This is a genomic window from Fibrobacter sp. (assembly GCA_024398965.1).
Lineage (GTDB): Bacteria > Fibrobacterota > Fibrobacteria > Fibrobacterales > Fibrobacteraceae > Fibrobacter.
On sequence record JAKSIF010000013.1, the window covers coordinates 13,418 to 39,790 of the forward strand.

Here is a 26,373-nt window from a genome sequence, read left to right on the forward strand (position 1 = left end):
CCTGAAACGATAGGGAATATAACCTATGAAACAATTCAGTGTGTCATCCTGAGCGAAGCGTAGCGTAGTCGAAGGATCTAGATTCCTCGACAAGCTCGGAATGACACTTGTGACTTTGTAGAGAAGAATCCCATTCAGATTGATGTTACTAACAAAAAATGAGGTAAAAAATGTCCGAGAACTACATTGCAGAACGTTATGAATTGAACAAGAATCTGGCCCAGATGCTGAAGGGTGGCGTCATTATGGATGTGACCACTCCGGAACAGGCAAAGATTGCGGAAGCCGCAGGTGCTTGCGCCGTCATGGCTCTGGAACGCATCCCCGCAGACATTCGCGCTGCCGGTGGCGTAAGCCGCATGAGTGACCCCAAGATGATCAAGGGAATTCAGGATGCGGTTTCCATTCCTGTGATGGCAAAGTGTCGCATTGGTCATTTTGCAGAAGCCCAGATTCTTGAAGCTATTGAAATTGACTACATCGACGAAAGCGAAGTCCTTTCTCCGGCGGATGACATTTTCCATATCAATAAGCGTGATTTCAAGGTGCCTTTTGTTTGCGGTGCCAAGGACTTAGGCGAAGCTCTCCGCCGCATTGAGGAAGGTGCTTCCATGATCCGTACCAAGGGCGAGCCGGGTACTGGCGACATTGTGCAGGCTGTGCGCCACATGCGCCTGATGCAGCAGGAAATTGCTCGCCTCACCTCCATGCGCGAAGATGAACTTTACAACCGCGCCAAGGAACTGCAGGTCTCCTACGCCCTGGTAAAGTATGTTCACGACAATGGCAAACTTCCTGTGGTGAACTTTGCCGCCGGTGGCGTGGCCACTCCTGCTGACGCTGCTCTCATGATGCAGCTGGGCGCCGAAGGCGTGTTCGTTGGCTCTGGCATTTTTAAGTCCGGCAATCCGGTGAAGCGCGCCCAGGCCATCGTGAAGGCTGTCACCAACTACAAGGATGCAAAGCTCATCGCTGAACTTTCCGAAGACTTGGGCGAAGCCATGGTGGGCATCAACGAGCAGGAAATCGCATTGCTCATGGCCGAAAGAGGTAAGTAATGAAAATAGGCGTTCTCGCCGTTCAGGGCGCGTTCATTGAACATGAACAGATCCTTGCAAAGCTCGGTGTAGAAACTGTAGAAATCCGGCAAAAGTCGGATTTGACACACTGCGCTGAATCAGACCGTCCCTTCGACGGCTTGATTCTCCCTGGTGGCGAAAGTACCGTCCAGGGTAAGCTATTGCGGGATTTGGGTTTGTTTGAACCGTTGCAAAAGATGATTCAAAACGGCCTTCCTGTTTTTGGAACCTGTGCCGGTCTCATTCTTTTGGCAGAACAACTTTCTAACGACAGCAATGTTTATTTCGGAACCTTGCCTGTTACCGTTCAGCGAAACGCATACGGTCGCCAGCTGGGAAGTTTTTTCGCAGAACTGCCCTTCCGCGGCATCGCCGATTCAAATGTTGTCCCCATGACATTCATTCGCGCACCTCTCATCGAAAGTGTTCGTGACGGCGTGGAAATTCTTGCGGAAGCCAAGGGCGGAATCGTTGCGGTTCGTTACAAAAACCAGCTGGGCATTACCTTCCATCCGGAACTGAACGAAGATACCCGCATTCATCAGTACTTTCTGAAAATGTGTCGCGGATTGTAGTGATAATTCATAAGTGAAAAAATGAAGCCTTTTTAAGCAATTAAAAGGGCTTTTTTCATATATTTATTTGTCAGTAAATATAAACTTGATTTGTCTATGCCAAAGATTCTTTTTGTATGTCACGGAAACATTTGCCGCAGTCCTATGGCGGAATATGTGATGAAGGATATGGTGCAGTCTCGTGAAGCGGACTTGAATCGCTGCGGCTTGACTCCTGCAGATTTTGAAATTGCGTCGGCTGCAACCTCTACAGAGGAAATTGGTAATCCGGTATATCCGCCGGCACGCCGCATGTTGAATTCCCATGGCATAGACTGCAGCGGCCATGCTGCCCGCCAGATGAACCAGCGGGACTATGACTATTACGATTATATTGTGCTGATGGATCGAAACAACCTTCGCAACTTGCGCTGGAATATTTCGGCTGCGCAGTACAAGGATGAGGCAAAGAAGATTTCCATGATGATGGACTGGACTTGCCGTCCGGGCGATGTAGCGGATCCTTGGTATACCGGGAATTTTGATGCAACCTGGCGTGATGTAAATGAAGGCTGCGAAGGCTTGCTTAACGAAATTATTGCGAAAGCCTTAGTTTGATTTTTTGCTGAAAATCCATTGGGAAATGGGAATCAAGTAAAGGTAGGCCGCAAAGACAATGCTTGCGGTGGGGGCACCCATGGCTCCAAGAGGAATGATGCTTGCCATGCTCCAGGGAACAAGCCCCGCAATGACCACACTTGAATTTTCAATGTAGATGGCGCGCCTGTTCTTATCGCTCACAACGTTCTTGCAAAGTTCGTTGGTGAGGATGATGCACATACTTTGATTGCAGCTGATCATGCAGGTGGCGAATGCGGTAAGGATCATGCAGCCGAAGGATGATCGCTTTCCTAAGCGTTGGATGGGCCCGCGAATTTTATCCAGGATTCCCATGCCCTTGAATAGTCCAACGAAGGTCAGGGAAACTAGGATGATACCGCAAAGTTTAATCATGCCGAATACGCCTCCGCCAGACATCATGGCTGATATTTCATTCGGCGCAGTGTAACCTATGAATGCAGTTTTTATAACATCGGCAATATCTACGTTTTGCATGGTAAAGGTGATGACAGCCGCAATTGTGATGCTTACCAGCATGTTGATTTTTACATCGACACGGAAGAGGGCCAAGACGAGTATAGAAATTGCCGGCAGTACAAGAATCCAATGGAAGTGGTAGAACTTTTGGAATATTTCGACGGAATCGTTTCTTGCCGGGTCCACGTCCAGACAAAGGCCTGCCGCGGCAAAGAGAACAAGCGCTACTGCAAAGGGGAAGACGCAGGTGCGAATCATCCCGCGAAGGTTGTCGTAAAGATTTGTCTCCGTCACCTCGGCCACCAGGAGTGCGCTGGTCGAAACGGGCGAACAACGGTCCCCGAAGAAAGCTCCCGACAGCACAACGCCCCCGCACACCGCAGGAGAAATTCCGAGGGCGTTTCCCACGCTCATGCAAATAGCACCGATGGATGCTGCAGTCCCAACGGATGTTCCCGTCAGGGCGGATACCGCAGAATTCAGCAGGAACGCCGCGGGCAGGAAAATGCTGGGCTCTAGCGCCGCCGACGTCAAGTTCACGATGTAGGGGATGGTTCCGCCTGCCCGCCAGAGCGCCGTCATGGCGCCAATCATGAGCATGACGACAACGATGTTTCTTGCCGCCTTCAGGTTGGAGACGCTCATCTTCATTAGGGCGCCAAGTTTATATCCACGGACAAGACCGAAGATGATTAAGGCGAACAGTATGGCCAGCAGTGTGTACAACATTTCTAACAAATAAAATTTTAGTAAATTGAGACTCATGATGTTTTTTATGATTATTCCCTTTGTGGCTATTCTTGTTCTGTACCTGAATATTCGCAAGGTGGCCGAGGGCACCAAGGGCGTGCTGATTGCCGGTCTTCCCATCATCTTGACGTTTGGCAGTTTCTTCTTGGCAAGGCAAAATTCCGCCTTCTTTTCCTGGGTTCAGTGCTTCATGGTTATCTGGCTTTGTCAGGCCCTCTGGATGTATATCCTGTGGAGCCTTTTCCTGGGGCTGCGTGCTATTTACCGAAAGACGCTTGGGAAAAAGCCGGGACGTCTCCAGTACAAGACCAACTTTGCCCGCAATGGCGCACGCATCATTCTTGCAGCAACAGTGCTGTTGACTGCAGGTCTTCTGGCCTATGGCATCCCAAATCATTACGATTACAAGACCCGCACTCTGGATGTGGAATTCAAGATGGCGCCATATTCAGCACCTGCGGAAAATTCCTTTGTAGAAGATTCCACGGCGAAAGTCCCTGCTACTGTAACCTGGACGGAATCCCATCGTGATTTCAAGGCGGTGTTCTTCAGCGATCTTCACATCGATCCGCTTTTCAAGCAAGAAAAGCTGGAACGTCTCATTGCCCAGTGCGATTCCGTCAAGCCAGACTTTATCTTGTTTGGCGGTGACATGGCCGACGTCCATGATTCCGTCTTGACCGCTCAAGGATACGACAAGCTGATGCAGCGCTTAGCCGCCACCGCAAAGGTTGCCGCCGTCGGCATCAACGGAAATCACGAGGCCTATATGGAACGCTCCGGTTCCGATCCCGAGGGTTTCCTCCGTAGGGCCGGCTGGATTTTCCTGGATGATTCCACTGCCTGCATTCCGGCCGAGGCTCCCGTCGCGTGCTTCACCGGCCGTCGCGATTTCCAGAAGGCCCGCGTCTTTGAGGAAGATCGCAAGAGACTAAAGGAATTGACTGCTGAAAATCCCATGGCCGCCCACCTCACCACGAGCGCTCATTCTGTCCCCTGGATTGTCCTGGACCATCAGCCCAAGGGTGTCGAAGAGGACTTTGGGGAATTCCGCCCCGACTTTGCCCTTTCCGGCCATACCCATGATGGGCAGTTCTTCCCGGGCAATATCCTTATCAACTGGATCTGGCCCCTGGCCTATGGAGAAGGTTTCCTAAATGACATTCACTGGCTAGTCAGTGCGGGTATTGATTCCTGGGGTCCGCCGGTCCGTGCCGGTTCCGACTCCGAAATCTGGGTTATCAATTTCAAGGTGAACCGCATCAAATAAGTAAAATTTTGTACATTTGTGCAGTAAATTTCGCTTAAAAGAGTAGCTTGATGGCGCTGACGTCCCCTTTTGATAGGTAGGCGAGCCGGTGGCCATTAACTATATTTGGGTCACATATGGCATTATGCATTGAAACAGATCATTTGGAAACCGTCCAGCGAATCCTGGCCCTTCACTTTGAAGGTTTGGAAGTCTGGGCCCACGGCGCCCGTGTCACGGGTGTGGACCTGACCCCCGAAACAGAGTTGGAACTGGTGGTGATTTCCGAAAAGCCCCTTTCCTTTGAAGTGATGACGGCTGTCGAAAAGGCCTTTGTGGATAGTGGATTGCCCTTCCGCGTAGACATTATTGACTGGGCTAAGCTGCCTGAATCCCTCCAAAAGCAAATCAAGAAAGAGCACGACGTGGTTCAATCCGTCGTAGAATCCTAGTATGAAACGTCTTCTTCCCCTAGTGTTAGTCGCTTCCCTTGCGACTTCCCTCTTTGCCCAAGACGAAATTGACCAGGCAAAGTCCCTTATTCAGAATGGCAAGTGCTCTGAGGCTATTGCTCCTCTCCAGAAGGCCTATAAGGCTAATTTCCGCAAGTCCTCTGGCGAAAAGGCCGCCGTTATGCTTACCGAGTGCTACCTCCGTGACCATAACCGCGACGAGGCCGAAAAGGTTTCCTCCCGTTTCCTTGAATACTACGTGTCCTCTGATTACCGTGAACGCGTAGAGCTGGCTCACGCCATCATTTCCGTGGAAAAGGGTTCCGTCTACGAAGGTGTCGAGGCGATGCTTCGCATCTTGGCATACACCAAGAACTCTGCTGCCCGTAGCCGTACCAAGGATGTGGTTGTTCAGACCTTGGCTGCCTCTCTCCTGAATGCCGACCAGCTCCAGGCCCTCTTGGAAAAGTATCCGGTAGATAAGGACGTGATTGGCTGGATGCAGCTGCAGATTGGCCGTGAATGCCAGAATTCCAAGCGCTACCGCGCTGCTCGCTACTGGTACAAGAAGGTTCTTGCTTCTGAAGTTGCCGAGAACCTTTCCAATACCGCCCAGAAGGGTCTTGAATCCCTGGAAGGCCAGAATGCCGGTACCCCCACGGTGCTGGTTCTTGCCCCCTTGTCTGGCGACTTTGCTGAATTTGGTGCCGCCGCTATCCAGGGTGTGATCCTGGCTCACGAACAGGCCGGTCTTGAAGGCAAGGTGAATATCCGTGTGGCCGACACTCGTGCGGATGCCTCCCAGGCTTTGCTCCGCACTCAGCAGGCTGTCAACCAGGATAGCGTCATTGCAGTGATCGGTCCTATCATGAGTGCTCCGGCTGCAACCGTCGGTGCATGGCTTGGCAGTAACTTCCAGCATATCCCTATGCTGACTCCTACCGCTACCGACGACGGCATTGCCAAGATGGGTCCGAATATTTTCCAGGTGAACATTACCATGGACAACCTGGCCCAGAGCATTGCTGACTTTGCGGTCAAGTGCCTCAACATCAATGAATTTGCAATCCTCAGCCCTCTGGGTGACTACGGTGCTTCCATGAGCCAGAGCTTCACCCGCGCGGTGGAACGTCGTGGCGGTAACGTTGTCGCCTTCCGTAACTACGAAGAAGGCCGTCCGGACTACAAGACCGAATTCGACTTGCTTCGCGACGTGCGATACAAGCAGCTGAACCGCCGTAAGAATATTGCCCGCGGTGCTGCCGACCTTGATGCCGTGAATGCCAAGGAACGTATGCTTTCCATGCGCGACTCCACCTTCAACATTCCGGGTGTGTTCATTCCGGCAACCAACCCGACAGATGCAGGTTCCATGGTCAGCCAGGCAGCCTTCAACAAGATTTCCGGCACCTTCCTGGGCGCATCCGGCTGGTATGGCCGCGACCTCTTTGTCCAGGGCAAGCGTCTGGTAGACAGCTCCTACTTCAGTGTTCCTGCTCTTGACATGGGGGGCGATAACGAAGCCCTCAAGAAGTTCTCCGACGCCTTCAAGGAACGTTGGGGAGATGAACCTGGCGAAGACAAGGTTAGCGGTCTCAGCTACGATGCTGCAAATATCGTGTTTACCACCTTGGCAAAGAAGCCGAATTCCCTGACCAACGCCATTAACAACGCCGGGTCCTTCAAGGGCGTCTACGGCGAAATCAAGTTCAAGCGTGGCGCCAACACCAATACGAAGATCGTGACGGTCAACAAGGGCAAGTTCGAGACTCTCGACGGTTGCCCGGCCAAGTAATCCTGGTTGCGGTCCTGATTCAGATAAACTGGCAACGTAAAAAAGAAGCCCCGCGACTTACATCGCGGGGTTCTTTGTTTCTAGGAGGAGAGAAAGGCGTTTACCGTTGCGGCTACGAACTCGGGGGAATCGCCGTTGCGGTAGTAGATGTGCAGGTCCTCGTCATCGATGATGTCATCCAGGTTTGCGCCGCTGGTGGCACCAAGCTCCTCTTTCACCCTGCTCTTGAACAGCTGGAAACCGGAGCGGAGGAGATAGTATGACAGAACTGAAGTCTTGTGTAGCAGTTTCATAGGTACCTCCGGAGGCCTGACCATTTCAACGAGACTTATCCACCACTATCTGTGAATGTGTATATGAATTGTTGAAATGTTGTTAAGTTCATACCAAATGAATAGATTATTTTGACCCCCGGGGCAACATTCAAAAAACTTACAAGAGTGGGGTTGTGATTCTAGGCACATCGCCTGCTTGAAACCCGAAAAAATTCGACCCGCTACGATGGAAGATAACTTGTTGTCTTTCAATAAGTTGGAAGTGTCTTTGCCCTATGCCGTATTACTCTTGGCCAGTTTTTTTCCTATTCCATTTTGGAATAGATTTGTTGCCTCGCAAACGTCAAAAACGGCTGCTTGTCTGGGGTTCTGCTACTGCATCGGACTGTTGACAAGTTGTTTATCCAGTAATTTTGAACACAATTTATCAACAATGGAATGAAATTGTCGGAGTGGGTGTTTTGGATCGTTTCACTTTTCTAACTTTACACCAATGATATTCTTTTCAAAAGAGTCTAGTGCTTGCTGTGCAATGCCGGGTCGCCTTTTGGCACTTGCCCGGTCTGTTTTTGCGCTTGCCCTTGTGATACTAGCATGTGGCGCCTACGCCGAAGATTCCTTGACACTTTCACTTCCGGCAGAACAGATGACAATCTGGTCCAAGACTACGGAATTAACCATGTCCTTGCGTTACGGCGAGGCTATGGAGCAGGCTAAGAAGCTTCGGAGTGTCAATGAAGGTGCCGGCTGTGTTCTGGAGAATATTGTCCGTATCAGTCTTTACGATGATAAGGGCGATACCCTGGCGCTGGTAAAGGCTGGTGCGAATCTGGAAAAATGCAAGACTGCCGGCTTATGGGATGCACTCCGCAAGTTTGAGATGGGCTATGTCCAGGGCGAATCGGGCCATAGCGTCAAGGGTGCCATGACAACCCGTTCCGCAGCCAAGATGTTCGAGGATTCCAAAGAACTGGAAGCCCGAGCCTTCTTTGCCATTTATGCCTACTATATCGACAAGAGTTTCAGCTGGGTTCCCTTCAAGTCCGATAATCGTGCCGAGTACCTGGCAGTTCTGGATAGTGCTTCAAAGTTGTCCGAACGTTTCTGGCCGCTGTTCTTAACGCCCCTTGTGTGGATGCACTACGATAAGGAAGACTTTGCCACGGGCTTGAAGCTGTCTGAACGTGGATTGTCCATGGCTCCAAGGCATCCGGTGATGCTTCAGATCAAGGCCGACATGCTGTACCGCTTGAATCGCTATGATGAGGCTGCTAAGATTTACGAAGCCAGTGCTGCGGATTACCTGAAGCGAACTGGCAAGTCCATCCGTTACTGGTGCTCGGTATTGAACCTGATCCGTATCTACCATGATGCGGGAAAGGAGAACAGGGCCATGGAGTGGAAGAAAAAGCTGGACGATCCCGCGTATAAGGCGTTGGAAAAATGGATGCCCGGCTCTTTGATGGACGGCTTGAAAAAGAAGAAGCTGCTCTGATTTACGTTGTTAAGAATATTTAACTAAGAAATTCTGGACGTTATGACTTGTTCCTACGTGTTTATAAGTAGGAGCGTTCCCAAAAATAGGAGGAGTCATGCCCCAGAATGTATTACGTATCGGTTTCTTCTTAGATGGCTATACCCTTAAAAAAGTAAACGAGTATTACCGGCTACACCATCGATTTCATTCCAACATAGACTTCAGGGGCCTAAAGAACTGGGTCCGGACACAGGCCCTAGGTTACTTCGGAAATGAGTTTACGTCTGTAGTGATGGAATCCCACTACTATCATCCTTACCGTGAACCTGGCCTTTGTGCCAGGGATCCGGCTGGCGTGCTAAAGCTGGAGGCGCAGTTGAACAATGCCGGTTTCCAGGTCCACTATAACGACCGGATTGGAGATGACGGCGGTCTCGGGCCGAACCTCTGCCTGATGGAGGATGCCCTGCTTTTCGCCTCCTACAGAAAAATGGATGCGGCGGTACTTTTGAGTACCCAGGGGCAGTTTGCCCCCTTGCCGGATCGTCTGCGACTGATGGGAGTGCCTACGGTTCTGCTGGGATGGAATTTCTTCTACCCCAAGGCAAAGCACAGGGTTCACTGGAAGACCGATTCCTGCCTTAGGGATAAGTGTGCTCACTATGTCGCCATGGAGCGGGTTATGGACCGTAATCCTGAATCGTCGGAACCGCCACGGAATTTCTTTTTCCAGTGCGAGAGGCCCTTTGGCCATTACGTTGCCGGATGGAACAAAAAAGGCGCCATTGAGGCGCCTAATGTAAATACTCCTAGACTCGCGGTTTAGAGCTTGTTTTCTTGCTTGCTCTGCCAGTCGCTCTTGAAGATCCAGGTGAGGCGAAGACCCAGGAAGTAGGTGTCGCCGGTATTGTCGGTGTTGTCTCCAGTGTACTTCAGGGACTGGAGGCTTACGCCTTCAACATCCAGTTCGTTGTAACGGACAAAGCGGTAGCCGCCATAGAGGCCGATTGCCAGCTGGCCCAGTTCTACGCGGAGTTCCAGTTCGGAGTTGACCGTGGTTGCCATGGTGCTGTAGAAACGGTTGCGCAATGTGACGTATTCGTCGGAACCATCTTCAGTTACGGAGAAGTTAGAGGCGAGATGGAAATTGATGAGGTTGAAGCCAAAGCCAACAGAGGGGATAAGATTGATGATGCAGTCTTCACCGAAGAGCTTCCAGCCGAACATCCAGTCAGCGCCGTAGGCGTACCACTTGACATCGTACAGGGGGAACTTGGCCTGGTCGCCACTTTCTGCGGTAGCTGTGTAGCTGTTGCTGGGGCGTTCGGAAACCTGGGACGGCATGAAGTTGAAGTCAAACCAGGTAAGGAACTGCTTATACTGGGCACCTACGTTTACGTGGAGACCCAGATAGTAGTCGTCAAAGGTGCTGTAACGGAGCTTGCCGGAGTAGTCCTGTGCAACGGAGTCGCCAGGTGCAACATAGTGGTGGGCGCCGTTAGCGAAGGCTACGGTATTAACGTAGTTCTGGAATTCTTCGCGCATGCCGCGGTAGTCACCACCGATGGAGATGAACCCACGGATGTGGTCCTTTTCGTAGAAACCATTGTCCTCCTCGGCGAGAGAAACGGTGGAAAGTGCCAGTACGCTAAGTACTGCAGCCTTCAAAAAAGAGGTTATCTTTGTCTTCATGGTGAAAAAAATACATTAAGTTTTGGACTTTTGCAGTGGAAAAATTCATAAATCGTTAAAAATCAACGATTTACGATTGTTTGGAGGCTCTCTGGTGTTGACTTTTTGTGGAAAGATTGGGACATTGGCATTGGCGGTCTCCTTTTTCCTAGTTGCCTGCGGCGAAAAAAATGGCGCTGAAGGTGCCGGTGCGGTTTCTGAAAAGTCCACCGCGGCGCAGAGATGGAATCTGCCTGGACAGTCGGGTAAGTGTCTTTTTGCGACCTTGAAGCCAAGAAGATTCGCTCAGATGCTGCAGGCTGGAGATTTCTGTGGGCTTGACTTTGTGAAGATTCAGTCCATCGTGGGGCGGGACACCTTGAAAAAGACCTTCGTTCTTGTGGATTACAGCAAGGCGTCGGACTTGGAAACGTTAAGCAAGATGAGTTCTTCCGGAAAATGGGATGACGCTATCGTTCTTAAGGCGCCCTTGCGTCGTGTGGTTGTATTGTCCTCGGCGCAGATCGGGTACATGCTTCGTTTGGGCCTGCAGGACAGGATCGTTGGGGTGGGTGATGGCAAGTACATTGCGGATACCGCCTTATACGGCCGTGTGGAACGAACCCGCCAGGGAACTCTTGCTGATGGCGAGATTCCGGTTGTAGAAGTTGGCAATGGTACGGGTCTTGATCTAGAAAAGCTGATTGCCCTAAAGCCGGATTTGGTCATGACGTTTGCAACGGGCGGTTCCCAGGATGATTACGAACGTATGGAGAGGTTGGGAATTCCTGTGATGCTCACATCCGAATGGCAGGAAGACGGCCCCATGGCCAAGTTTGAATGGATTAATTTGTATGGAATCCTGTTTGGCAAGTCCGAGGAATCTTACGCCATGTTCAAGGAAACCTTGCAGTCCTTTGCGAAGAATCAGAAGGCGGGAGCGGCCTCTGCCTCCCGGACGGTGGACTGCGAGGGCCCAAAGGTTCTTGCCGGCATGAGCTATGGTGGCGTGTGGTATGCGCCGGGTGGCAGGAGCTATACGGCGAGTCTCATCAAGTCTGCCGGCGGCTGTTACCTATGGGCGGCCGATACAACGCGGGAACTCCGGTTGACTCTCGAGGAAGTGATGTCTCTGGCGGACAGTGCCGACGTGTGGATTAACCCCGGGATGTTTGGATCTCCGGAAGAGGTTCTCGCTGCAGAACCAAGAGCCAAGTTCATTAGGGCTTTCAAGGAAAAGAAAGTCTATCAAAATGACGGCCGGAAGGGGCTTGGCGGTGGAAATGATTTCTTCGAGGGGGCTGTGGCAAGGCCCTTGGAGCTCATCTGGAATCTGGGAACGCAAATAGGTGGTAAATTGCCCGATTCTACGGATACGTCATTCAATTGGTATCACAACATTTTCTAATATTTAAGGTATGATGAAACCTCATACAGGTATTGGTGACTGGATTGCAGCTAATTATGAGCTTGGCACCCCGTTCTTGCAACAGGTGCCCCGTGATTGTGCTGACTATTTGCTTTTGAACGCCCAGATTCGCGAGTACGAGCCGGGTGAGATTATTATTAACGGCGGTACTATTGGTGATTCGTTCTGCGTGTTGCAGAGTGGTGCCGCGGTAATTTGCGGTCAGATCCTGCCGGATGGTCATTACAATACCTTGGCAGCCGTCGAGGCCGGCACCTGCTTTGGTGAAATGTCCATCATCTGTAACGAACCTACCAGCAATACGGTAATCGCTGCCGAGGACGGTTGCACTGTCCTTCATGTGCCGCGCGAAGAATTCGTTAAGTTCCTGGACAAGAATCCCAATATCATGGTGTACCTGTACAAGGTGGTGGCAGATCGCCTTCGCGCCAAGAACCAGGCTTTCGATGAATTTGAACGTCTGTCCTTGCTGGCTTCTGGAAAGGTATTGCCCTTTATTGATTTCGCCCAGACCATGGAAAAGAGCCGTGTGACCGGTACCGTGATCTTTGAATGCAATGGAGAAAAAGGTTTTATCGCCTTCCAGGATGGTCGAATCTGCTGTGCCAAGTGTGGCAAACTGGCTGGTCCGGACGCTTTCGAGAAGATGCTCTCCTGGGGTGACGAAACCCTTTACAAGTTGGACACCCACCTGATGCCTGGTATCGTGAACATCAACCAGATGACCGATACCACAAGCCTCATTCTGGATGCGCTTAGAAATATTGATGAAAAACAAGGTCAGCACTAATTTGCTGGCATAAACAAGTGCCCGGTATAGGGCAAAGGATAAAAAGATGAACTACGCAGACGCTGGTGTATCTCTGGCCCGTGCAGACGAAGCTATGGTCGGAGTCAAGAAGTCCGTCCGTACCACCTTTAACGAAGGCGTTCTCGGTGACGTTGGCAACTTCGGTGGCCTTTTCACTCTGAACCACCTGGGCATGAAGGACCCCGTGCTGGTCAGCTCCGTCGATGGCGTTGGTACCAAGCTCAAGGTCGATATTGAAATGGGTACTCATACCCTGCCTGGCCAGGACATCGTGAACCACTGCTGCGACGATATTCTCGTGCAGGGCGCCCGTCCGCTGTTCTTCCTGGACTATGTGGCTACCGGCCGTCTGGAACCGGGTGTCATGGACCAGCTGGTTGCCGGTATGGCAAAGGCCTGCCGCGAAAACGGTCTCGTCCTCATTGGCGGTGAAACTGCTGAAATGCCGGGCTTCTACGGTCCGGGTGACTACGATATCTCCGGTACCATCGTGGGTGTTGTAGAACGCGAAAACATCATCGACGGCAAGAAGATCAAGCCGGGTACCATCATCCTCGGTCTCCCGTCCACCGGTCTTCACACCAACGGCTACTCTCTCGCCCGTAAGGTTCTCTTCGACGTTGCCGGCTACAAGGTGGATACCCCGCTTGAAGGCACCGACATGACCATCGGCGAAGCTCTCACCATGCCGCACCGCAGCTACTACCCGAGCCTCATTGATCTTTGCAACAAGAAGATCATCCAGGGTCTCGCTCACATTACCGGCTCCGGCTACCAGGGCAACATTCCCCGTATCCTCCCGGACAACGTTGACGTTGTCATTGACCGTACTTCCTGGGATCCGTCTCCCATCTTCAAGCTCATCCAGAAGGAAGGCTCCGTGGAGAAGGACGAAATGTACTCTACCTTCAACATGGGCATGGGTATGTTGATCTTCATCGACCCGGCTGACAAGGCTGAAGTCGTTGCACACCTCGAAGCCAAGGGCGAAAAGTGGGTGCAGGTCGGCGAAGTTGTTGCCGGTACCAAGCAGGTGAAGTTCAAGGACTAATCTCCGCTCCCTTTATCAAACGGAAAAATTTGAATAAGGACTGTCCTTCGGGGCGGTCCTTATTTTTAAGTAGTTAAAGTTTGCTTTCAATTGGAACGAGAGGCTTACCTAAGTGCAAATTTTTGTGATCCTTCATAAGGCCTTTTCATTGCGGGTACGGAATGGGAACATTTTAAACCTCCAAAAGCATGCCGACTGTTTGAAAATGGGATGTTTGAATATATTTTTAACCCTAGTAAATCAAGCGCCGTGTTTGGTGTAGATGGCGCGAAAGAGGTATTATGAAGCATCCTTTTACAAAAAGTTTTATTGCGATTAGTGCACTGACTGTAGCAGGTCTTGTTGCATGCGGCGACGACTCCTCTACTCCTTCTGTCCCGCAGATTCCGAACGATCCTAATGGCGGAATTGAAAATACTTTGCCGAACGATCCGTCCAATCCTGTGGTTGATCCTTCCGATCCGGGGAATACAAATCCTGGCGTTGGCGACGTTACTACCGATCCCAGCAATCCTAACACAGATCCGACTAATCCCGGCGTTGTCGATCCGGGTACCGGCGAAGTGATTCCTGGTACAGACCCTGTTCCGGGTTCTAGCGCTTCCAATCCAGGAACCGACCCTGTGGTTCCCGGTACAGATCCTGGCGTTAGCTCTAGCAGCACAGAACCTGTAAAGACCACCGGCAATCCTGAAGAAGATATCAAGAAGTATCCGGTGCCTACGCTCAAGAACATTCTTGGTAACGGGACCTCTGGCTGGAACACTCGCTACTGGGATGCCTGCAAGGCTCACTGCTCCCAGACCAGTCTCGACGGTGCCGAAGGCAAGCCCAAGATTAATACCCAGGAAGAATACGCTGCCAGTCATTATACTGCCCGCGTCTGCAACATCAACGACATTGAAATTCCGACCTTTACCTACAGCAAGGGCCTGGAACGTTACTGGGTTGGTATCCAGAATACTCCTAACGCCTGTCAGGAAGCTGATCCTGCAAGCGGTGGCGGCTTCACCTGTACCGACATGGCTCCGGTGGCAGTAAACGATACCTTGGCATACGCCTTCGTTGCCGGTAGCGATGCAACCACTTCTTGCGGTAAGTGCTTCCACTTGCAGTACGATGGTAGCTTCAAGGATGCCGACGGCAATAACGCCCCCAAGGAAACTCACAAGGCTCTTAAGGGTAAGCACATCATCGTTATGGCCTCCAACATTGGTCACGATGTGAAGCCTGGTCAGTTCGACCTGATGGTTCCTGGTGGTGGTCCCGGAATCTTCAATGCCCTGCAGCTCCAGATTACTAAGCCGGGTATTGAATGGGGTGCTACCTATGGTGGCTTCCTGACCTATTGCCAGAATGGCGAACAGGTTGGTTACGATGGTTCCCTGGCTGATTACCAGAAGTGCGTAAAGAACTTGTGCGATGCAGCCTTTGGCGATTCCAAGTATCCGAACTTGCTCCGTGGTTGCCATTGGTTTGCCGACTGGTACATGACTGCAGATAATCCCACCTACCAGTGGGAAGAAGTGGAATGCCCCCAGTACCTGATTGACAAGTACTCCACCACCATCAGTACTTCTATTGAAACTAAGATTTTGTATCAGTCCGACTGGTCTAAGTACAGTGGTGGCGACTTTATCGAAACCGATGCCTGCAGCAAGACTCCCAATGCAACAGGCGAATACTGCGACCCCGATCAGTTAGCTGCAGACAAGGCTAAGACCTACTAGTATGAAACATCCGTTTAAGAAAGGCTTTATCGCGATTAGCTCGCTGGCTGTAGCTTGCTTCGTTGCCTGTGGTGACGATTCTTCCACCAGTTCTCCTCAGGTAATTCCTGATCCGATAAGTAGCGCAACCATTGCTCCTGGTGACAATCAGGTTCCCGCTTCGTCCGGTTCTATTCCTGATCAGGGGGTTCCTGGCCCGAATAGTTCTGCGGCTGCGGCCGACCCTGGCAGCGCCGGTACCGTTGTTCCGGGATCCAGCGCTGAGGTAACTCCGGATGATCCGGGAACCGATCCTATGGTTCCTGGTAGTTCCGAAAGCCAGCCCTCTACTCCCGAGCTTGACGCCAATGGCTTCCCGACTATCGAATCCTATGGCGCTCCTTCTCCGGAGTATACCAAGGATATTTCCGCTACCGCAAAGCGTGGTTGGAATACCCGTTACTGGGACGCCTGCAAGCCTCACTGCTCCTGGCTTAGGGAAAGCCCAAACGACATCACTCGTGCGGATACTTCCTCCAACGAGGCTTTTGTAGCAAACCATGGCATTGCCCGTAATTGCAATATCCACGATGTGGAAGTTCCTGCCTTTACGCTTGGCAATGTGAACCCTTATGCGTTCAACTACGTAGGTACCCGTAGCGCTTGCGGCGATGAAAAGTCTGCTGGCGTATTCACCTGTACCGACATGGCTCCTATCGCAGTGAACGACACTCTTTCTTACGCTTACGTTGCTGGCACTGCCGACAGTAAGTGCGGTAAGTGCTATCACCTGCAGTACGACGGCCATTTCAAGGATGAATTCGAAATGAATCCGCCCAGGGACACCCACAAGGCCCTTAAGGGTAAGCATCTGGTGGTGATGGCTTCTAACATCGGTATGGACGTGGCTGGCGGTAATCCTAACCTGCCTGCAGGCCAGTTCGACCTGATGGTGCCGGGTGGTGGCGTTGGCGCCTTTGACGCTCTTTCTACTCAGGTAAACGGTGCTGGCATCAATTGGGGCGCAGGCTTTGGCGGCTTCCTCACGGAATGCCAGAACCAGCTGGGCTACGACAGCACTCTTGAAGCCTACCAGACCTGTATCAGGGACATGTGTGACGCTGCCTTCGGTAACTCCGGCCTGCCTAACTTGCTGCGCGGCTGCCACTGGTTTGCCGACTGGTACATGGCAGCGGACAATCCCACCTACTACATCGAGGAAGTGGAATGCCCCCAGTACCTGGTGGATCACTACATGAGCCGCATCAACACCACCGTTGAAACCAACATCAAGAAACACGATGACTGGTCCACCTATCAGGAAGGCGATGTGCTGGATACCTTGCACTGCTGGGGACCTGGCGAAGGCCCTGACCCTTACAACCCTGGTCGTGGTTGCGAAGCTAGTGAGTAATTTCCAATAAGCGACTAAGATTCTAAAATTTTAAGGTTCCGTGGCATGGCTGCGGGGCCTTTTTTATTTCATTGTGATGTGGTCAACGGAGTCTACAAATAATGTTTAAAAAGTTTGCCAGACGGGGAAGATGAAAATAATTTTAAGGGGCGATGCCGGAGAGTTTGGATGTAGGCGTCGCTGTTTTGGAGATTGGTTTATGAAAAAAATGATGTTTGGGCTGGCTGCCGCTGTTGCAGCATTTGCAATTACCCCTAATCCGAATTTGAGCATCGGCAAGAATCTTTATGTAGATGGTGCTGTCAATTCCAACTGGAAGCCGGAAGTGTTTACCGATGGCCATCTGGATTTTAACCAGGTGGCTTCTGCAAGCGACTTTGCGTTGAACGTAGGGGAAGGCCCGACCAAGCTTTTCATTACCTGGGAAACCCGCGGTGACGAGGCCTGGATAGGCGACCAGTACGTGCATGCCGCATCCTGCCAGCACAATCCCAAGGCAGATGCAAGTCTCCAGAATTTCAAGGTCATGACTTCTGCAAATTCTACCAACGGTGCAGATGGCGACTGGGAGACGGTGGCCGAAGTGGGCGAGAGCGGTGCCATGAGCAGAGGTCTCGCTATTGATTTTGCGGGCAAGTCCTGGTTCCGCATTATGGCGGACAAGGCTGTAACCAACCTGGAAGAAGTGGGCGCCTACGACATGAGCAAGGGCGGTGACGATACCTGGTTCTTCATGGGTACAAGTATCAGCCAGATGGGTATCAAGTCCATCGAGGTGGACTCCAACTTTGCCCAATTGATCCACGCCCGCTATCCGGATTACTACCCCGTGATGCTTCGTGGCGGTATCGGCTGTGTCAATACCGACGGTGTAATCGATGGCTTGCAGTTCTACAGCGAGTATGTAGGCAACGTAAAGTACTGGGCCATCGAAATGGGTACCAATGATGCCTGGGGTGATGAGACCGGCTGGAACGTGGAACATTTCAAGAGCAATATGCAAGACATTATTGACGTGGCAAAACGCAATGGCGTCACTCCCATTATTGCCCGAATGATCGCTACCAATCCCGATGTGGCCAAGTGGCAGGTGCACCAGGGTTATCTTGATGCCATTGACGAACTGACCGAGAAGAACAAGTTGCCCAAGGGTCCTGACTTCTTCGGCTACTTCTCCAAGCATCCCGAGGAACTTTCCGCACAGGATGGCGTCCACCCGGCGGAAAAGGGTGCTGCCAGCATGCACCGCCTGTGGGCTGAGGCTATGGCGCCTCTTTACGAAGTCGGCGATAAGGGCAATGACGATGGTTCTGTGGGAGAAGGATCCGGTTCTGGAAACGAGACCAATTGCGTCGGTGGCGAGATGACAAATTGCGTAGGAAATGCCCAGGCGATAGTTTCTCGTAATGTACGTTTTGCCGTGCCTCAGATTCGCGTCAGCGGAAAAACCATTCTTGTGTCCGGTGCAGAATCTGCGAAGGTAATGATTATGGATGCCATGGGGCATGTGGTAGGCCGTCAGCAGGTAAATGGAGATGCCTTGGTATCTGCGGAGCTTCCTGCCGGCAACTATGTTGTCCTAGTCCGCGACAAGAACATTTCCTATAGCGGCAAGGTCATGGTCAAATAAAAAAGTGAATTTGATTCCGCGTTTTTTATAAGTGAGGTCCTGCAGAATTGCGGGACTTTACTTATTTAGCTTATTTCCTTCTGGTTTGACAGTACGTACAGATTGTGTTAAATTTTGTCCGGGTTATTAAGTTAGGAGACCCCCATGAACATCAATTTGAATAGTGTACGTGCAGCCGTAGTAGGTTGCGTTTTGGTTTTTGGACTTTCTGCATGTGGCGATAGCGACAGCGGTACAGATTCTTCAAAGTATGACGATGAATCTATGTCCTCCATGAGTGCGGACGGAAATTCCGATTCTAATGTAGAGTCGTCTTCCTCTGTCGATATGGGTTCCAATTCGGAAACGGCAGAGGAGTCCAGTTCCAGTTCAAAAATAGCAGAAGAAGCAGATTCCAGTTCTGATACCGTGGAAGAATCCAGTTCCAGCGAAGATGCCTGTAAGGTTTATGAACCTATTGCGGGAGAGCCTGTCTCCGATGAACCTGCTGCACCTGTGTACAAGATTGAAGAAACCTGCGAAGAGGTGGGTGCTTGTAATGCCATGGATGTTGACGATGTCTCGACTTGGCATTTTGTCCGCGAAGACAACTTTGGTGACGATGCGGAATACACTTATTCCGTCAGCGGTTCCAAATTGACTCTGACCATTGTCTATGCCGATGGAACCAAGGATGTCGATAGTGATTCCTACAGCTTCTACAATATGGACAAGGAATCCGGAAAAACTATGGCTTTCAGCGCAGTCAAGTCTACTTGCATTGACGGTAAAGGCAATATTCACAGGGTGAAGGTATGTACCAAGGACTCTGTATTGGTTGATAGGATAATGCTGTTGCCTGAGTGGCCCCTTGACGATGTTGAAGCCGGTAGCAAGTACGATGCCGATAAGAATACTCTCACGGATCTTCGCGACAATCAGGTCTACAAGACTACGAAAATCGGGAAGCAGGTGTGGATGGCTGAGAACTTGAACTATGCATATTTGCAGAACTCAATCACTTATAACGCTTGGGGAGACATATCAGAATATTCGTATGATTCCACCAGTTTTTGCCACAATAACGTAGTTGCGAATTGTAAGAAATTTGGACGATTCTATACTTGGAGTGCTGCCATGGATAGCGCAGAGGTCTTTGAAAAGAATAGCGCTGGCTGTGGAACGTACGAAACCGCGGGACCGGGGTCTAGTCGCCCGAACACTTGTAAGCCGCAAGGGAATGTTCGCGGTGTATGTCCCAAGGGGTGGCACTTGCCTAGCAAGGACGAGTATAAGGAATTGCTGGCTGAGGTGGATAGTATTGTTGATCCAGAATTTCTTAACCGCTCGTATGCGGGTTACAGGCTGAAATCTGTATGTAGCTGGAGAGAAAAGAACGGCAATGATGCAGTTGGCTTTAACGCACTTCCTGCGTCTTCTGGAAAAATAGGTGATATTGCGTCGTTCTGGTCTTCTACTCAGTATGACGATAATAGCGGGGGGTTAAATCCTAGTAGTGCCGCCTATGCGTTGAGTATGCAGTACAACTATGACGATACTTGGATGCATGGATTATTCAAGTCCGGTAGTTCTAGTGTTCGCTGCGTAATGGATTAAAAGAATAATGGATTAAAAGAACGGTCCCCTAAAGGGACCGTTTTTTAGTGTTTTTTTGAACAGTTAGAAACTGTCTACTGGATAATGCTGTAGGTATAATAAGGATTGATTCTTGGCGAAATAGAATTCGTTGAAGTGAATTATTTCTTCAACTTCAGCTTTCTCAGTACTTTTCCAAGAAGTTCGTTGAGGATATCGCCGGCATCCTTGCTTCCCAGGAGTTTCTGGATGAACAGGGTGACGCAAAGCAATACGACGCCTGCTGCACAGCTGTAGATTACAAGTACCACAAGGCTTGTGCTGCGGACGAATTCGCCTGTGACGTGGTCAAGGCCAAGAGCTGCGCATATCATGATGCCGAAGGCTACCAGGGCGCGGAACATGTTCAAGAGTGCGTTCTTCATGCCGTCGGTGCCGTTCTTGCGAGCCCACATAAAGATCATGGAAATCACCTGCAGAAGGGCTCCGGTGGCGCCTACGATAGGCACGCTCTTGATGCCCAGAGGTTCGGAGAGCAGAATGTAGGCGGGAATGGTTGCTGCAAAGATTCCGGTGTTCAGAAGCGTAGGCAGCCACATGCGTTCTGCGGCGTAGAAGCTTCGTACAAGGACTGCCTGGAGGCAGAGTCCCAAGCTTACGGGCAGGTACCAGCGCAAAATTTCGGTAATGGCTTCAGTGGTTTCGCGATGGAAGGCGCCGCGTTCAAAGAGGATTCGCACGGCAGGGAAGGAGAGTGCCCATACGGCCACAACTGCGGGAATCAGGATGCAGAACATGCGAGAAAGGCTCTTCCAGATTTTTTCGTTCAGTTCCTTGATGTGGCCTTCCTTTACAAGGCGGGCCATGTCGGGGTAACTGGTGACGGAAACAGAGAAACCGAAGACAGCCACCAGCGTGTACATCACGCGGTAGGCGTAATTCAGGCTAGAAATACCGCTGCCCCCAAAGCTACTTCCAAAACTACGGATGATGAATTCAAGACCGAACATGGAGCCAACGCCCAGGGACATGGGCAACATCATCTTGAAATAGCGTACAATGTCGGGATGGGTGGGCTGCATGATCAGTTCGTACTTGACTCCGCCACGCTTGGCGCCAAAAATCTGCAGGGCGAAGAATCCGATGAAGGCGCCAACGGGAACACCCCAGGCGAAACCTTCCAGGCCGTAGTTCACGCCGCTGTACTTACCGAGAAGAATTCCAAGCAGGCCGCCGCCAACGATTGCCACGTTGTAAATCAAGCCGGTGAGGGAGGGTATCAGGAACTGCTTGCGTGTGTGTTGCACTGCAACGAGAATGCTTCCTACAAAGATGAAAATCTGGCCAGGCAGAATAATGCGGCCGTAGTAGGTGGCGCGTTCAAGAAGTTCCGCGCTTGCTCCGCTTGTAGTAAGGAGCGTCAATAGTTCCGGCATAAAGATGAATGCGGGCACCACAAGCACTAGCAAGATCATGCCGAAGGTGTTTAGCACATTGCTAAAGAACTTCCAGCTCTTCTCCTCGTCGCCGGCAACTTTATATCCGGTAAAGATCGGGATAAAGATAATGCTCAAAAATCCGGTACTTACTACATGATTCAGAATGTCGGGAATCATGAAGGCCAGATCCAGGGCGTTCTTTTCCAGCGACACGCCGGCGGCATGGGCCAGGAGCATTTCACGGAAGATTCCCAGCACGCGGCTGAGCAACATACTGACAGCAACAATTATGGCAGCTTTATTCATGAAGTCAAAGTTAGTATATTTAGGGACATGAAAAAGTTCCTTGCAATTCTCTTCCTTGCATTGGCAAGCATCGCCTTTGCTCAAGATGACGTAACTACTGGTCCCTACCAGCCTGTTGCTACAGAAGTGCGTCAGGCCCAAAATACGGATGATGATCCGATGATGGCTCCCAAGCGTCCTTCCTACAATTTCCGCAGTTGGGGTCTTGGCCTTGGCGTGTGGCACAACTGGAAAGATTCCGAGAAGAACCCCAAGCGTGACTGGGACCAGGCTGTTCTATTCCACCACGGCCGCATCTGGGAAATGACAACCCATGGCGCAATCACCTTCATGGACAATGCGAATATTTCCGTCGGTGATGAATTCGAACTTCACGAAACTGCCTTGATTGGTGGTCGATACTTCTTTGCCGACCAGGTTTTCTCTCCTTATGTTGGAGCTGGCTTTGGTGTGGGTATCCAGTATGACTCTCACTACGATGATTTCAGTGAGGCCTTCGCTCTTGGCTTTGCTGGCGGATTGGAAGCCGGCTTGGTTATTTTCCGTACCTCTACAACCCAGCTTGAAATTGGTGCCGGTTACGACATCATGATGGATGGATTTGATACGGACCGTCTTTTCGGCTCCTTCAATTTCTACCTGGCAATCAACTACTAGTTTTGAAGCTAAAACAAGCTAAATGAAAAAGCCCCGACGCTAAGGCATCGGAGCTTAATTTTTTTGAATTCGACAGTTGTTGTCTTAGCGAAAGACTACGACCACCTAGTGCTTACACGTCCAGGTTGTAGGAGTGCAGGTACTTTTCCTGTTCGGCAGTCAAGACGTCGATTTCCTTGCCCAGGAACTTCAGCTTCTTGCGTGCCACTTCGTGGTCCACTTCGCGGGGTACGTCGATGATCTTTTCCTTCAGCTCGCCGGCGTGTTCCACCAGGTACTTTGCGGAAAGAGCCTGGATGGCAAAGCTCATGTCCATGATTTCTGCCGGATGGCCGTCGCCGCAGGCAAGGTTCACCAGGCGGCCTTCACCCAGCACGAATACCCACTGGCCGGTAGGCAGCTTGTAGCCCATGATGTTCTTGCGCTGTTCACGCATTTCCACGGCGTTCTTCTTCAGCCATGCCACATCAATTTCGCAGTCGAAGTGACCTGCGTTGGCGAGGATGGCACCGTCCTTCATTACGGAAAGGTCTTCGGCATCGATGACGCCGTCGCAACCGGTAACGGTCACGAAGAAGTCGCCGATCTTTGCAGCTTCGCGCATGGGCATTACGTCAAAGCCGTCCATCACGGCCTCGATAGCCTTCACCGGATCCACTTCGGTGACGATGACGCGGGCGCCGAGGCCCTTGGCGCGCATGGCGGTACCCTTACCGCACCAGCCGTAACCAGCCACAACAACCTGCTTGCCAGCCACGATCAGGTTGGTAGTACGGTTGATGCCGTCCCATACGGACTGACCGGTACCGTAGCGGTTGTCAAAGAGATGCTTACAGTCGGCATTGTTCACGCGGACCATGGGGAACATCAGCTTGCCGGCCTTGTTCATGGCTTCCAGGCGGATGATACCGGTGGTGGTTTCTTCGCAGCCGCCGATAATGTTGGGGATGAGTTCCGGCATTTCGTTGTGGACCATGTTCACCAGGTCGCCACCGTCATCGATAATGATGTTGGGGCCGCACTGCAGAGTGTGGCGGATATGGTCTTCGTATTCCTTGCCGGTAGCGTTGTACCAGGCGTGAACCTCCATGCCTTCCTTCACGAGGGCGGCAGCAACGTCATCCTGGGTAGAAAGCGGGTTGGAACCGGTCACGTACATTTCTGCACCGCCGGCCTTCAGCACCTGGCACAGGTAACCAGTCTTTGCTTCCAGATGGACGGAGAGTGCAATCTTCTTGCCGGCAAAGGGCTTGGTCTTTTCGAATTCTTCCTTCAGCATACCAAGAAGGCTGCAGTTACGGTGAACCCATTCCAGCTTGCGTTCGCCAGATTCGGCCAGGCTAATGTCTCTGATTTCACTTGCCATATTATTTTCCTTTAAGGTAGAGTTCCGTGCGGAACCCCTATTTGGTTTGTGTTATCACCGCGGCACTACGCCACGGGCCAGCCGAATTTTTAGGGATGGTCGTCTGTCCTATCATCCGTTTTTCAAAAATAAAAATTTAAACGTAATCCTTATTTTCCAGGCCCATGCGCTTGATGATTTCGTTTACCTTCTGGTAGATGAGCTTTTCATCGAGGGTCAGAACCTTGCGGCCTTCCATGGTCACCTTACCGTCGATAATCACGGTGTCCACTTCGGACCCGTTGGCGGAATAGGAAAGGCCTGCGATCAGGTTGTTCTTGGGCATCAGGGAAGGATTGTTCAAGTCAAGGATTGCGATGTCCGCCTTCTTGCCTACTTCCAGGGAACCGATCTTGTCTTCCAGGCAGAGGGCCTTGGCGCCATTGAGGGTGGCCATGCGGAATACGTCGCGGGCGCTTACGCACTGGGGGCTCTTGTGGGTGCCCTTGTGGATCAAGGCCATGAGGCTCATTTCGTGGAACATGTTCAGGGAGTTGTTGCTTGCGGCGCCGTCAGTACCCAGGCACACGTTGATGCCCTTGGCCATCATTTCGGGAACAGGGGCGAAGCCGTTACCCAGCTTCATGTTGCTTGCCGGGTTAGAAACAACGGAAACGTTCTTCTTGGCCATGATTTCCATGTCGGCGTCGTCCACCTGGACGCAGTGGGCGGCAATGCAGGGAACATCAAAGAGGCCGTTCTTGTCGGCCATGACGATGGGGGAGTAGCCGTACTTTTCCTGGGTGCCCTGGATTTCGGCAACACTTTCGGAAAGATGCACATGAATGCCGATGCCCGCCTTCTTGGCTTCGTCGGAAACGCGACGGAAATAATCCTCGGTGCAGGTATAGGGAGCGTGGGGGCCGAACTTGAAGGTAATGCGGTCGCAGTCCTTGCAGAATTCCATTTCGTCGTAAGTCTGCTGGATACGTCCGCCGTCGTCTTCGGCGCTACCCACGAGGCCGCGGCACATGACGGCACGCATGCCTGATTCCTTGATGGCCCTGGTAGTCTGCTTGATGTTCATCATCATGTCGTTAAAGCAGGTGGTGCCGCTCTTCATCATTTCGATGATGGCAAGGCAGGCGCCCCAGTAGGTGTCCTCGTCGGTCATCTTCTGCTCGATGGGATCGATGGTCCCGAACAGCCAATCCATAAAGGAAAGGTCGTCGGCCACGTTGCGCATGAAGCTCATGTAGGAATGAGTGTGGCAGTTTACCAAACCGGGAATGGCCAGCTTGTCGGTACCGTCGATGACCTTGTCTGCCTTGAAGCCAGCGGGAGCTTCACCAATGGCAACGATCTTGTCGCCTTCGATGTAGATGGAGGTTTCCTTGACTTCGTCTTTGGCGCTGCCGTTTTCGCTAGCGTTCTTGACCGGCACGATGGCCAAAATATTTTTGAGTTCAATACCCATGGTAGTTCCTTGTTTTTTCAAAGTGAAAAATAGAAATTTACAGTGGAAGTGTTATATTTAAGTCCGCTTATGAAATTGAAGAATGTAATGGCATTTGGCTTGTCGCTGGTGGCGTTCGCCCCGGCTCAGGATTCCGTTTCTGTAGAAGCGGTTTCTCCAGTGCCAATGGTGGAAGATGCTCATCTAGGATCTCCCTTTGTAATGCAGTCATACACGGCTGGTGAAAAGGGGGAATTCCAGGCGACATTGATCCGTTATCCTTTCAGTGGATCTTCCCCAAAGGCAGCCATTCTTTACATTCATGGTTTCAACGACTATTTCTTCCAGAAGGAACTTGCCCAGAGATGTGATTCCGCAGGTTACGCCTTCTACGCCATCGACCTTCACAATTATGGTCGATCCCTTCGTAAGGGGGAACGCCTTGGCGAGCTGAGGGATATTGCCAGTTACTATCCGGAACTGGATTCCGCCCTTGCGAAAATCCGCCAGATTGAAGGAGCTGTTCCCCAGGTTCTTATGGGCCACAGTACTGGTGGCCTTGTGGCTTCACTTTACGCCAAAGACCGCGATAACGGCAAGAACATAGCCGCCATTGTGCTGAACAGTCCCTTCCTCGAAATGAACATGGCCTGGCCTGTGCGCAAGCTGGGTGTTCCCTTGATTTCCCTTCTGGGAGGCTCTTTCCCCGACATTCCCGTTCCAAGAAGCGAGGATGACTTTTATTTCCGCAGTCTCCATGTGGATGGTGTAGGGGAGTGGCAGTTCAGTAAGGAATGGAAAGTTCCTGCCAGCATTCCTGTAGATTTCGGTTGGTGTCGAGCAATTCACCAGGGGCATGTCCAGGTTCAGGAGGGCATGGCTCTTGTATCGCCGATTCTTGTCATGTTTAGCAACTGCAGCGCAAAGGACGACGAATGGAGTGAGGAATACACCCGTTGCGACGGCGTATTGGATGTGGAGCATATTCAGGAGTATGGAGCCCATCTCGGTCCGGATGTTCAGCTGCAGGAAATCCAGGATGGCCTCCACGATCTGTTCCTTTCTAAAAAGTCTGCCCGCGATCAGGCCTATCAATCTACGTTCAAGTTCCTGGACAGTCACTTCCAGAAGTAACCTCGAACTATTGCGGC

23 protein-coding genes are annotated in these 26,373 nt (G+C 51.4%); 17 read left to right on the forward strand and 6 right to left on the reverse strand.

Annotated elements, in window-relative coordinates:
* Window positions 1–170 precede the first annotated feature (170 nt).
* The 3 genes from pdxS (at window position 171) to MJZ26_07150 (ending at window position 2,251) form a co-directional block, all read left to right on the forward strand.
* Window positions 171–1,058, forward strand: coding sequence for a pyridoxal 5'-phosphate synthase lyase subunit PdxS (gene pdxS, locus MJZ26_07140; GenBank protein MCQ2105551.1), 888 nt, complete (start codon window positions 171–173; stop codon window positions 1,056–1,058).
* On the forward strand, window positions 1,058–1,654 hold the full coding sequence (gene pdxT / locus MJZ26_07145) for a pyridoxal 5'-phosphate synthase glutaminase subunit PdxT (protein ID MCQ2105552.1): 597 nt from the start codon (window positions 1,058–1,060) through the stop codon (window positions 1,652–1,654). The genes pdxS and pdxT overlap by 1 nt, the downstream gene beginning before the upstream one ends.
* A 96-nt stretch (window positions 1,655–1,750) precedes the next feature.
* A complete protein-coding gene (locus MJZ26_07150) occupies window positions 1,751–2,251 on the forward strand; it encodes a low molecular weight phosphotyrosine protein phosphatase (GenBank protein ID MCQ2105553.1) in 501 nt (166 codons plus the stop codon).
* Here the strand turns inward: MJZ26_07150 and MJZ26_07155 are convergent.
* Window positions 2,243–3,601: a hypothetical protein gene (locus MJZ26_07155; GenBank protein MCQ2105554.1), complete on the reverse strand. Its 1,359-nt coding sequence runs from the start codon at window positions 3,599–3,601 to the stop codon at window positions 2,243–2,245. The two genes, MJZ26_07150 and MJZ26_07155, sit on opposite strands and share 9 nt — an antisense overlap.
* Between MJZ26_07155 and MJZ26_07160 the strand changes: the two genes are divergently transcribed.
* From MJZ26_07160 to MJZ26_07170, 3 genes are all read left to right on the forward strand, one after another.
* On the forward strand, window positions 3,507–4,751 hold the full coding sequence (locus MJZ26_07160) for a metallophosphoesterase (GenBank protein MCQ2105555.1): 1,245 nt from the start codon (window positions 3,507–3,509) through the stop codon (window positions 4,749–4,751). The genes MJZ26_07155 and MJZ26_07160 overlap by 95 nt on opposite strands.
* Before the next feature lie 116 nt (window positions 4,752–4,867).
* On the forward strand, window positions 4,868–5,182 hold the full coding sequence (locus MJZ26_07165) for a nucleotidyltransferase domain-containing protein (protein ID MCQ2105556.1): 315 nt from the start codon (window positions 4,868–4,870) through the stop codon (window positions 5,180–5,182).
* Window position 5,183: 1 nt separating this feature from the next.
* Window positions 5,184–6,977: a penicillin-binding protein activator gene (locus MJZ26_07170; protein ID MCQ2105557.1), complete on the forward strand. Its 1,794-nt coding sequence runs from the start codon at window positions 5,184–5,186 to the stop codon at window positions 6,975–6,977.
* 80 nt (window positions 6,978–7,057) lie between these two features.
* On the opposite strand, the gene MJZ26_07175 is transcribed toward MJZ26_07170, so the two are convergent.
* Window positions 7,058–7,270, reverse strand: coding sequence for a hypothetical protein (locus MJZ26_07175; GenBank protein ID MCQ2105558.1), 213 nt, complete (start codon window positions 7,268–7,270; stop codon window positions 7,058–7,060).
* A 514-nt stretch (window positions 7,271–7,784) separates the two neighbouring features.
* Between MJZ26_07175 and MJZ26_07180 the strand changes: the two genes are divergently transcribed.
* Together MJZ26_07180 and MJZ26_07185 are read left to right on the forward strand one after the other, a co-directional pair.
* A complete protein-coding gene (locus MJZ26_07180; protein ID MCQ2105559.1) occupies window positions 7,785–8,747 on the forward strand; it encodes a hypothetical protein in 963 nt (320 codons plus the stop codon).
* A gap of 97 nt (window positions 8,748–8,844) precedes the next feature.
* The gene (locus MJZ26_07185; GenBank protein ID MCQ2105560.1) at window positions 8,845–9,555 is read left to right on the forward strand and encodes an NYN domain-containing protein; all 711 of its coding nucleotides are present in this window, start codon (window positions 8,845–8,847) and stop codon (window positions 9,553–9,555) included.
* Here the strand turns inward: MJZ26_07185 and MJZ26_07190 are convergent.
* Window positions 9,552–10,421, reverse strand: coding sequence for a hypothetical protein (locus tag MJZ26_07190; GenBank protein MCQ2105561.1), 870 nt, complete (start codon window positions 10,419–10,421; stop codon window positions 9,552–9,554). The two genes, MJZ26_07185 and MJZ26_07190, sit on opposite strands and share 4 nt — an antisense overlap.
* 94 nt (window positions 10,422–10,515) lie before the next feature.
* Here MJZ26_07190 and MJZ26_07195 point away from each other — a divergent pair, with 94 nt between their 5' ends.
* The 7 genes from MJZ26_07195 (at window position 10,516) to MJZ26_07225 (ending at window position 20,040) form a co-directional block, all read left to right on the forward strand.
* Window positions 10,516–11,808: an ABC transporter substrate-binding protein gene (locus MJZ26_07195; GenBank protein ID MCQ2105562.1), complete on the forward strand. Its 1,293-nt coding sequence runs from the start codon at window positions 10,516–10,518 to the stop codon at window positions 11,806–11,808.
* A 10-nt stretch (window positions 11,809–11,818) separates the two neighbouring features.
* A complete protein-coding gene (locus tag MJZ26_07200) occupies window positions 11,819–12,619 on the forward strand; it encodes a cyclic nucleotide-binding domain-containing protein (GenBank protein MCQ2105563.1) in 801 nt (266 codons plus the stop codon).
* 46 nt (window positions 12,620–12,665) lie between these two features.
* On the forward strand, window positions 12,666–13,691 hold the full coding sequence (gene purM / locus MJZ26_07205) for a phosphoribosylformylglycinamidine cyclo-ligase (GenBank protein ID MCQ2105564.1): 1,026 nt from the start codon (window positions 12,666–12,668) through the stop codon (window positions 13,689–13,691).
* Window positions 13,692–13,972: 281 nt separating this feature from the next.
* Complete coding sequence (locus tag MJZ26_07210; protein MCQ2105565.1) at window positions 13,973–15,421, forward strand: glycosyl hydrolase family 5; 1,449 nt, start codon at window positions 13,973–13,975, stop codon at window positions 15,419–15,421.
* A gap of 1 nt (window position 15,422) precedes the next feature.
* On the forward strand, window positions 15,423–16,814 hold the full coding sequence (locus MJZ26_07215) for a glycosyl hydrolase family 5 (protein ID MCQ2105566.1): 1,392 nt from the start codon (window positions 15,423–15,425) through the stop codon (window positions 16,812–16,814).
* 199 nt (window positions 16,815–17,013) lie between these two features.
* Window positions 17,014–18,444 (forward strand): T9SS type A sorting domain-containing protein, encoded by a 1,431-nt coding sequence (locus MJZ26_07220; GenBank protein MCQ2105567.1) that lies wholly within the window; start codon window positions 17,014–17,016, stop codon window positions 18,442–18,444.
* A gap of 144 nt (window positions 18,445–18,588) precedes the next feature.
* Complete coding sequence (locus MJZ26_07225; protein ID MCQ2105568.1) at window positions 18,589–20,040, forward strand: hypothetical protein; 1,452 nt, start codon at window positions 18,589–18,591, stop codon at window positions 20,038–20,040.
* Between the two features lie 140 nt (window positions 20,041–20,180).
* Here the strand turns inward: MJZ26_07225 and MJZ26_07230 are convergent, their stop codons facing one another.
* Window positions 20,181–21,764 (reverse strand): hypothetical protein, encoded by a 1,584-nt coding sequence (locus MJZ26_07230; GenBank protein ID MCQ2105569.1) that lies wholly within the window; start codon window positions 21,762–21,764, stop codon window positions 20,181–20,183.
* A gap of 27 nt (window positions 21,765–21,791) precedes the next feature.
* Here MJZ26_07230 and MJZ26_07235 point away from each other — a divergent pair, with 27 nt between their 5' ends.
* Window positions 21,792–22,421: an acid shock protein gene (locus MJZ26_07235; GenBank protein MCQ2105570.1), complete on the forward strand. Its 630-nt coding sequence runs from the start codon at window positions 21,792–21,794 to the stop codon at window positions 22,419–22,421.
* Window positions 22,422–22,533: 112 nt separating this feature from the next.
* Here MJZ26_07235 and MJZ26_07240 read toward each other — a convergent pair whose 3' ends face one another.
* On the reverse strand, window positions 22,534–23,787 hold the full coding sequence (locus MJZ26_07240; GenBank protein MCQ2105571.1) for an adenosylhomocysteinase: 1,254 nt from the start codon (window positions 23,785–23,787) through the stop codon (window positions 22,534–22,536).
* Between the two features lie 136 nt (window positions 23,788–23,923).
* Window positions 23,924–25,243, reverse strand: coding sequence for an amidohydrolase (locus tag MJZ26_07245; protein MCQ2105572.1), 1,320 nt, complete (start codon window positions 25,241–25,243; stop codon window positions 23,924–23,926).
* A gap of 87 nt (window positions 25,244–25,330) precedes the next feature.
* On the opposite strand from MJZ26_07245, the gene MJZ26_07250 reads away from it, so the two are divergent.
* Entirely contained in the window at window positions 25,331–26,356 is a 1,026-nt protein-coding gene (locus MJZ26_07250; protein ID MCQ2105573.1) for an alpha/beta hydrolase, read from the forward strand.
* Window positions 26,357–26,373 lie beyond the last annotated feature (17 nt).

Excerpts from the sequence above, each read along its gene's own strand:
- pdxS (MCQ2105551.1), top strand. The coding sequence starts at position 171 with ATGTCCGAGAACTACATTGCAGAACGTTATGAATTGAACAAGAATCTG.
- pdxT (MCQ2105552.1), top strand. The coding sequence starts at position 1,058 with ATGAAAATAGGCGTTCTCGCCGTTCAGGGCGCGTTCATTGAACATGAA.
- MJZ26_07150 (MCQ2105553.1), top strand. The coding sequence starts at position 1,751 with ATGCCAAAGATTCTTTTTGTATGTCACGGAAACATTTGCCGCAGTCCT.
- MJZ26_07160 (MCQ2105555.1), top strand. The coding sequence starts at position 3,507 with ATGATTATTCCCTTTGTGGCTATTCTTGTTCTGTACCTGAATATTCGC.
- MJZ26_07155 (MCQ2105554.1), bottom strand. The coding sequence starts at position 3,601 with ATGGGAAGACCGGCAATCAGCACGCCCTTGGTGCCCTCGGCCACCTTG.
- MJZ26_07165 (MCQ2105556.1), top strand. The coding sequence starts at position 4,868 with ATGGCATTATGCATTGAAACAGATCATTTGGAAACCGTCCAGCGAATC.
- MJZ26_07170 (MCQ2105557.1), top strand. The coding sequence starts at position 5,184 with ATGAAACGTCTTCTTCCCCTAGTGTTAGTCGCTTCCCTTGCGACTTCC.
- MJZ26_07175 (MCQ2105558.1), bottom strand. The coding sequence starts at position 7,270 with ATGAAACTGCTACACAAGACTTCAGTTCTGTCATACTATCTCCTCCGC.
- MJZ26_07180 (MCQ2105559.1), top strand. The coding sequence starts at position 7,785 with ATGCCGGGTCGCCTTTTGGCACTTGCCCGGTCTGTTTTTGCGCTTGCC.
- MJZ26_07185 (MCQ2105560.1), top strand. The coding sequence starts at position 8,845 with ATGCCCCAGAATGTATTACGTATCGGTTTCTTCTTAGATGGCTATACC.
- MJZ26_07190 (MCQ2105561.1), bottom strand. The coding sequence starts at position 10,421 with ATGAAGACAAAGATAACCTCTTTTTTGAAGGCTGCAGTACTTAGCGTA.
- MJZ26_07200 (MCQ2105563.1), top strand. The coding sequence starts at position 11,819 with ATGATGAAACCTCATACAGGTATTGGTGACTGGATTGCAGCTAATTAT.
- purM (MCQ2105564.1), top strand. The coding sequence starts at position 12,666 with ATGAACTACGCAGACGCTGGTGTATCTCTGGCCCGTGCAGACGAAGCT.
- MJZ26_07210 (MCQ2105565.1), top strand. The coding sequence starts at position 13,973 with ATGAAGCATCCTTTTACAAAAAGTTTTATTGCGATTAGTGCACTGACT.
- MJZ26_07215 (MCQ2105566.1), top strand. The coding sequence starts at position 15,423 with ATGAAACATCCGTTTAAGAAAGGCTTTATCGCGATTAGCTCGCTGGCT.
- MJZ26_07220 (MCQ2105567.1), top strand. The coding sequence starts at position 17,014 with ATGAAAAAAATGATGTTTGGGCTGGCTGCCGCTGTTGCAGCATTTGCA.
- MJZ26_07225 (MCQ2105568.1), top strand. The coding sequence starts at position 18,589 with ATGAACATCAATTTGAATAGTGTACGTGCAGCCGTAGTAGGTTGCGTT.
- MJZ26_07230 (MCQ2105569.1), bottom strand. The coding sequence starts at position 21,764 with ATGAATAAAGCTGCCATAATTGTTGCTGTCAGTATGTTGCTCAGCCGC.
- MJZ26_07235 (MCQ2105570.1), top strand. The coding sequence starts at position 21,792 with ATGAAAAAGTTCCTTGCAATTCTCTTCCTTGCATTGGCAAGCATCGCC.
- MJZ26_07240 (MCQ2105571.1), bottom strand. The coding sequence starts at position 23,787 with ATGGCAAGTGAAATCAGAGACATTAGCCTGGCCGAATCTGGCGAACGC.
- MJZ26_07245 (MCQ2105572.1), bottom strand. The coding sequence starts at position 25,243 with ATGGGTATTGAACTCAAAAATATTTTGGCCATCGTGCCGGTCAAGAAC.
- MJZ26_07250 (MCQ2105573.1), top strand. The coding sequence starts at position 25,331 with ATGGCATTTGGCTTGTCGCTGGTGGCGTTCGCCCCGGCTCAGGATTCC.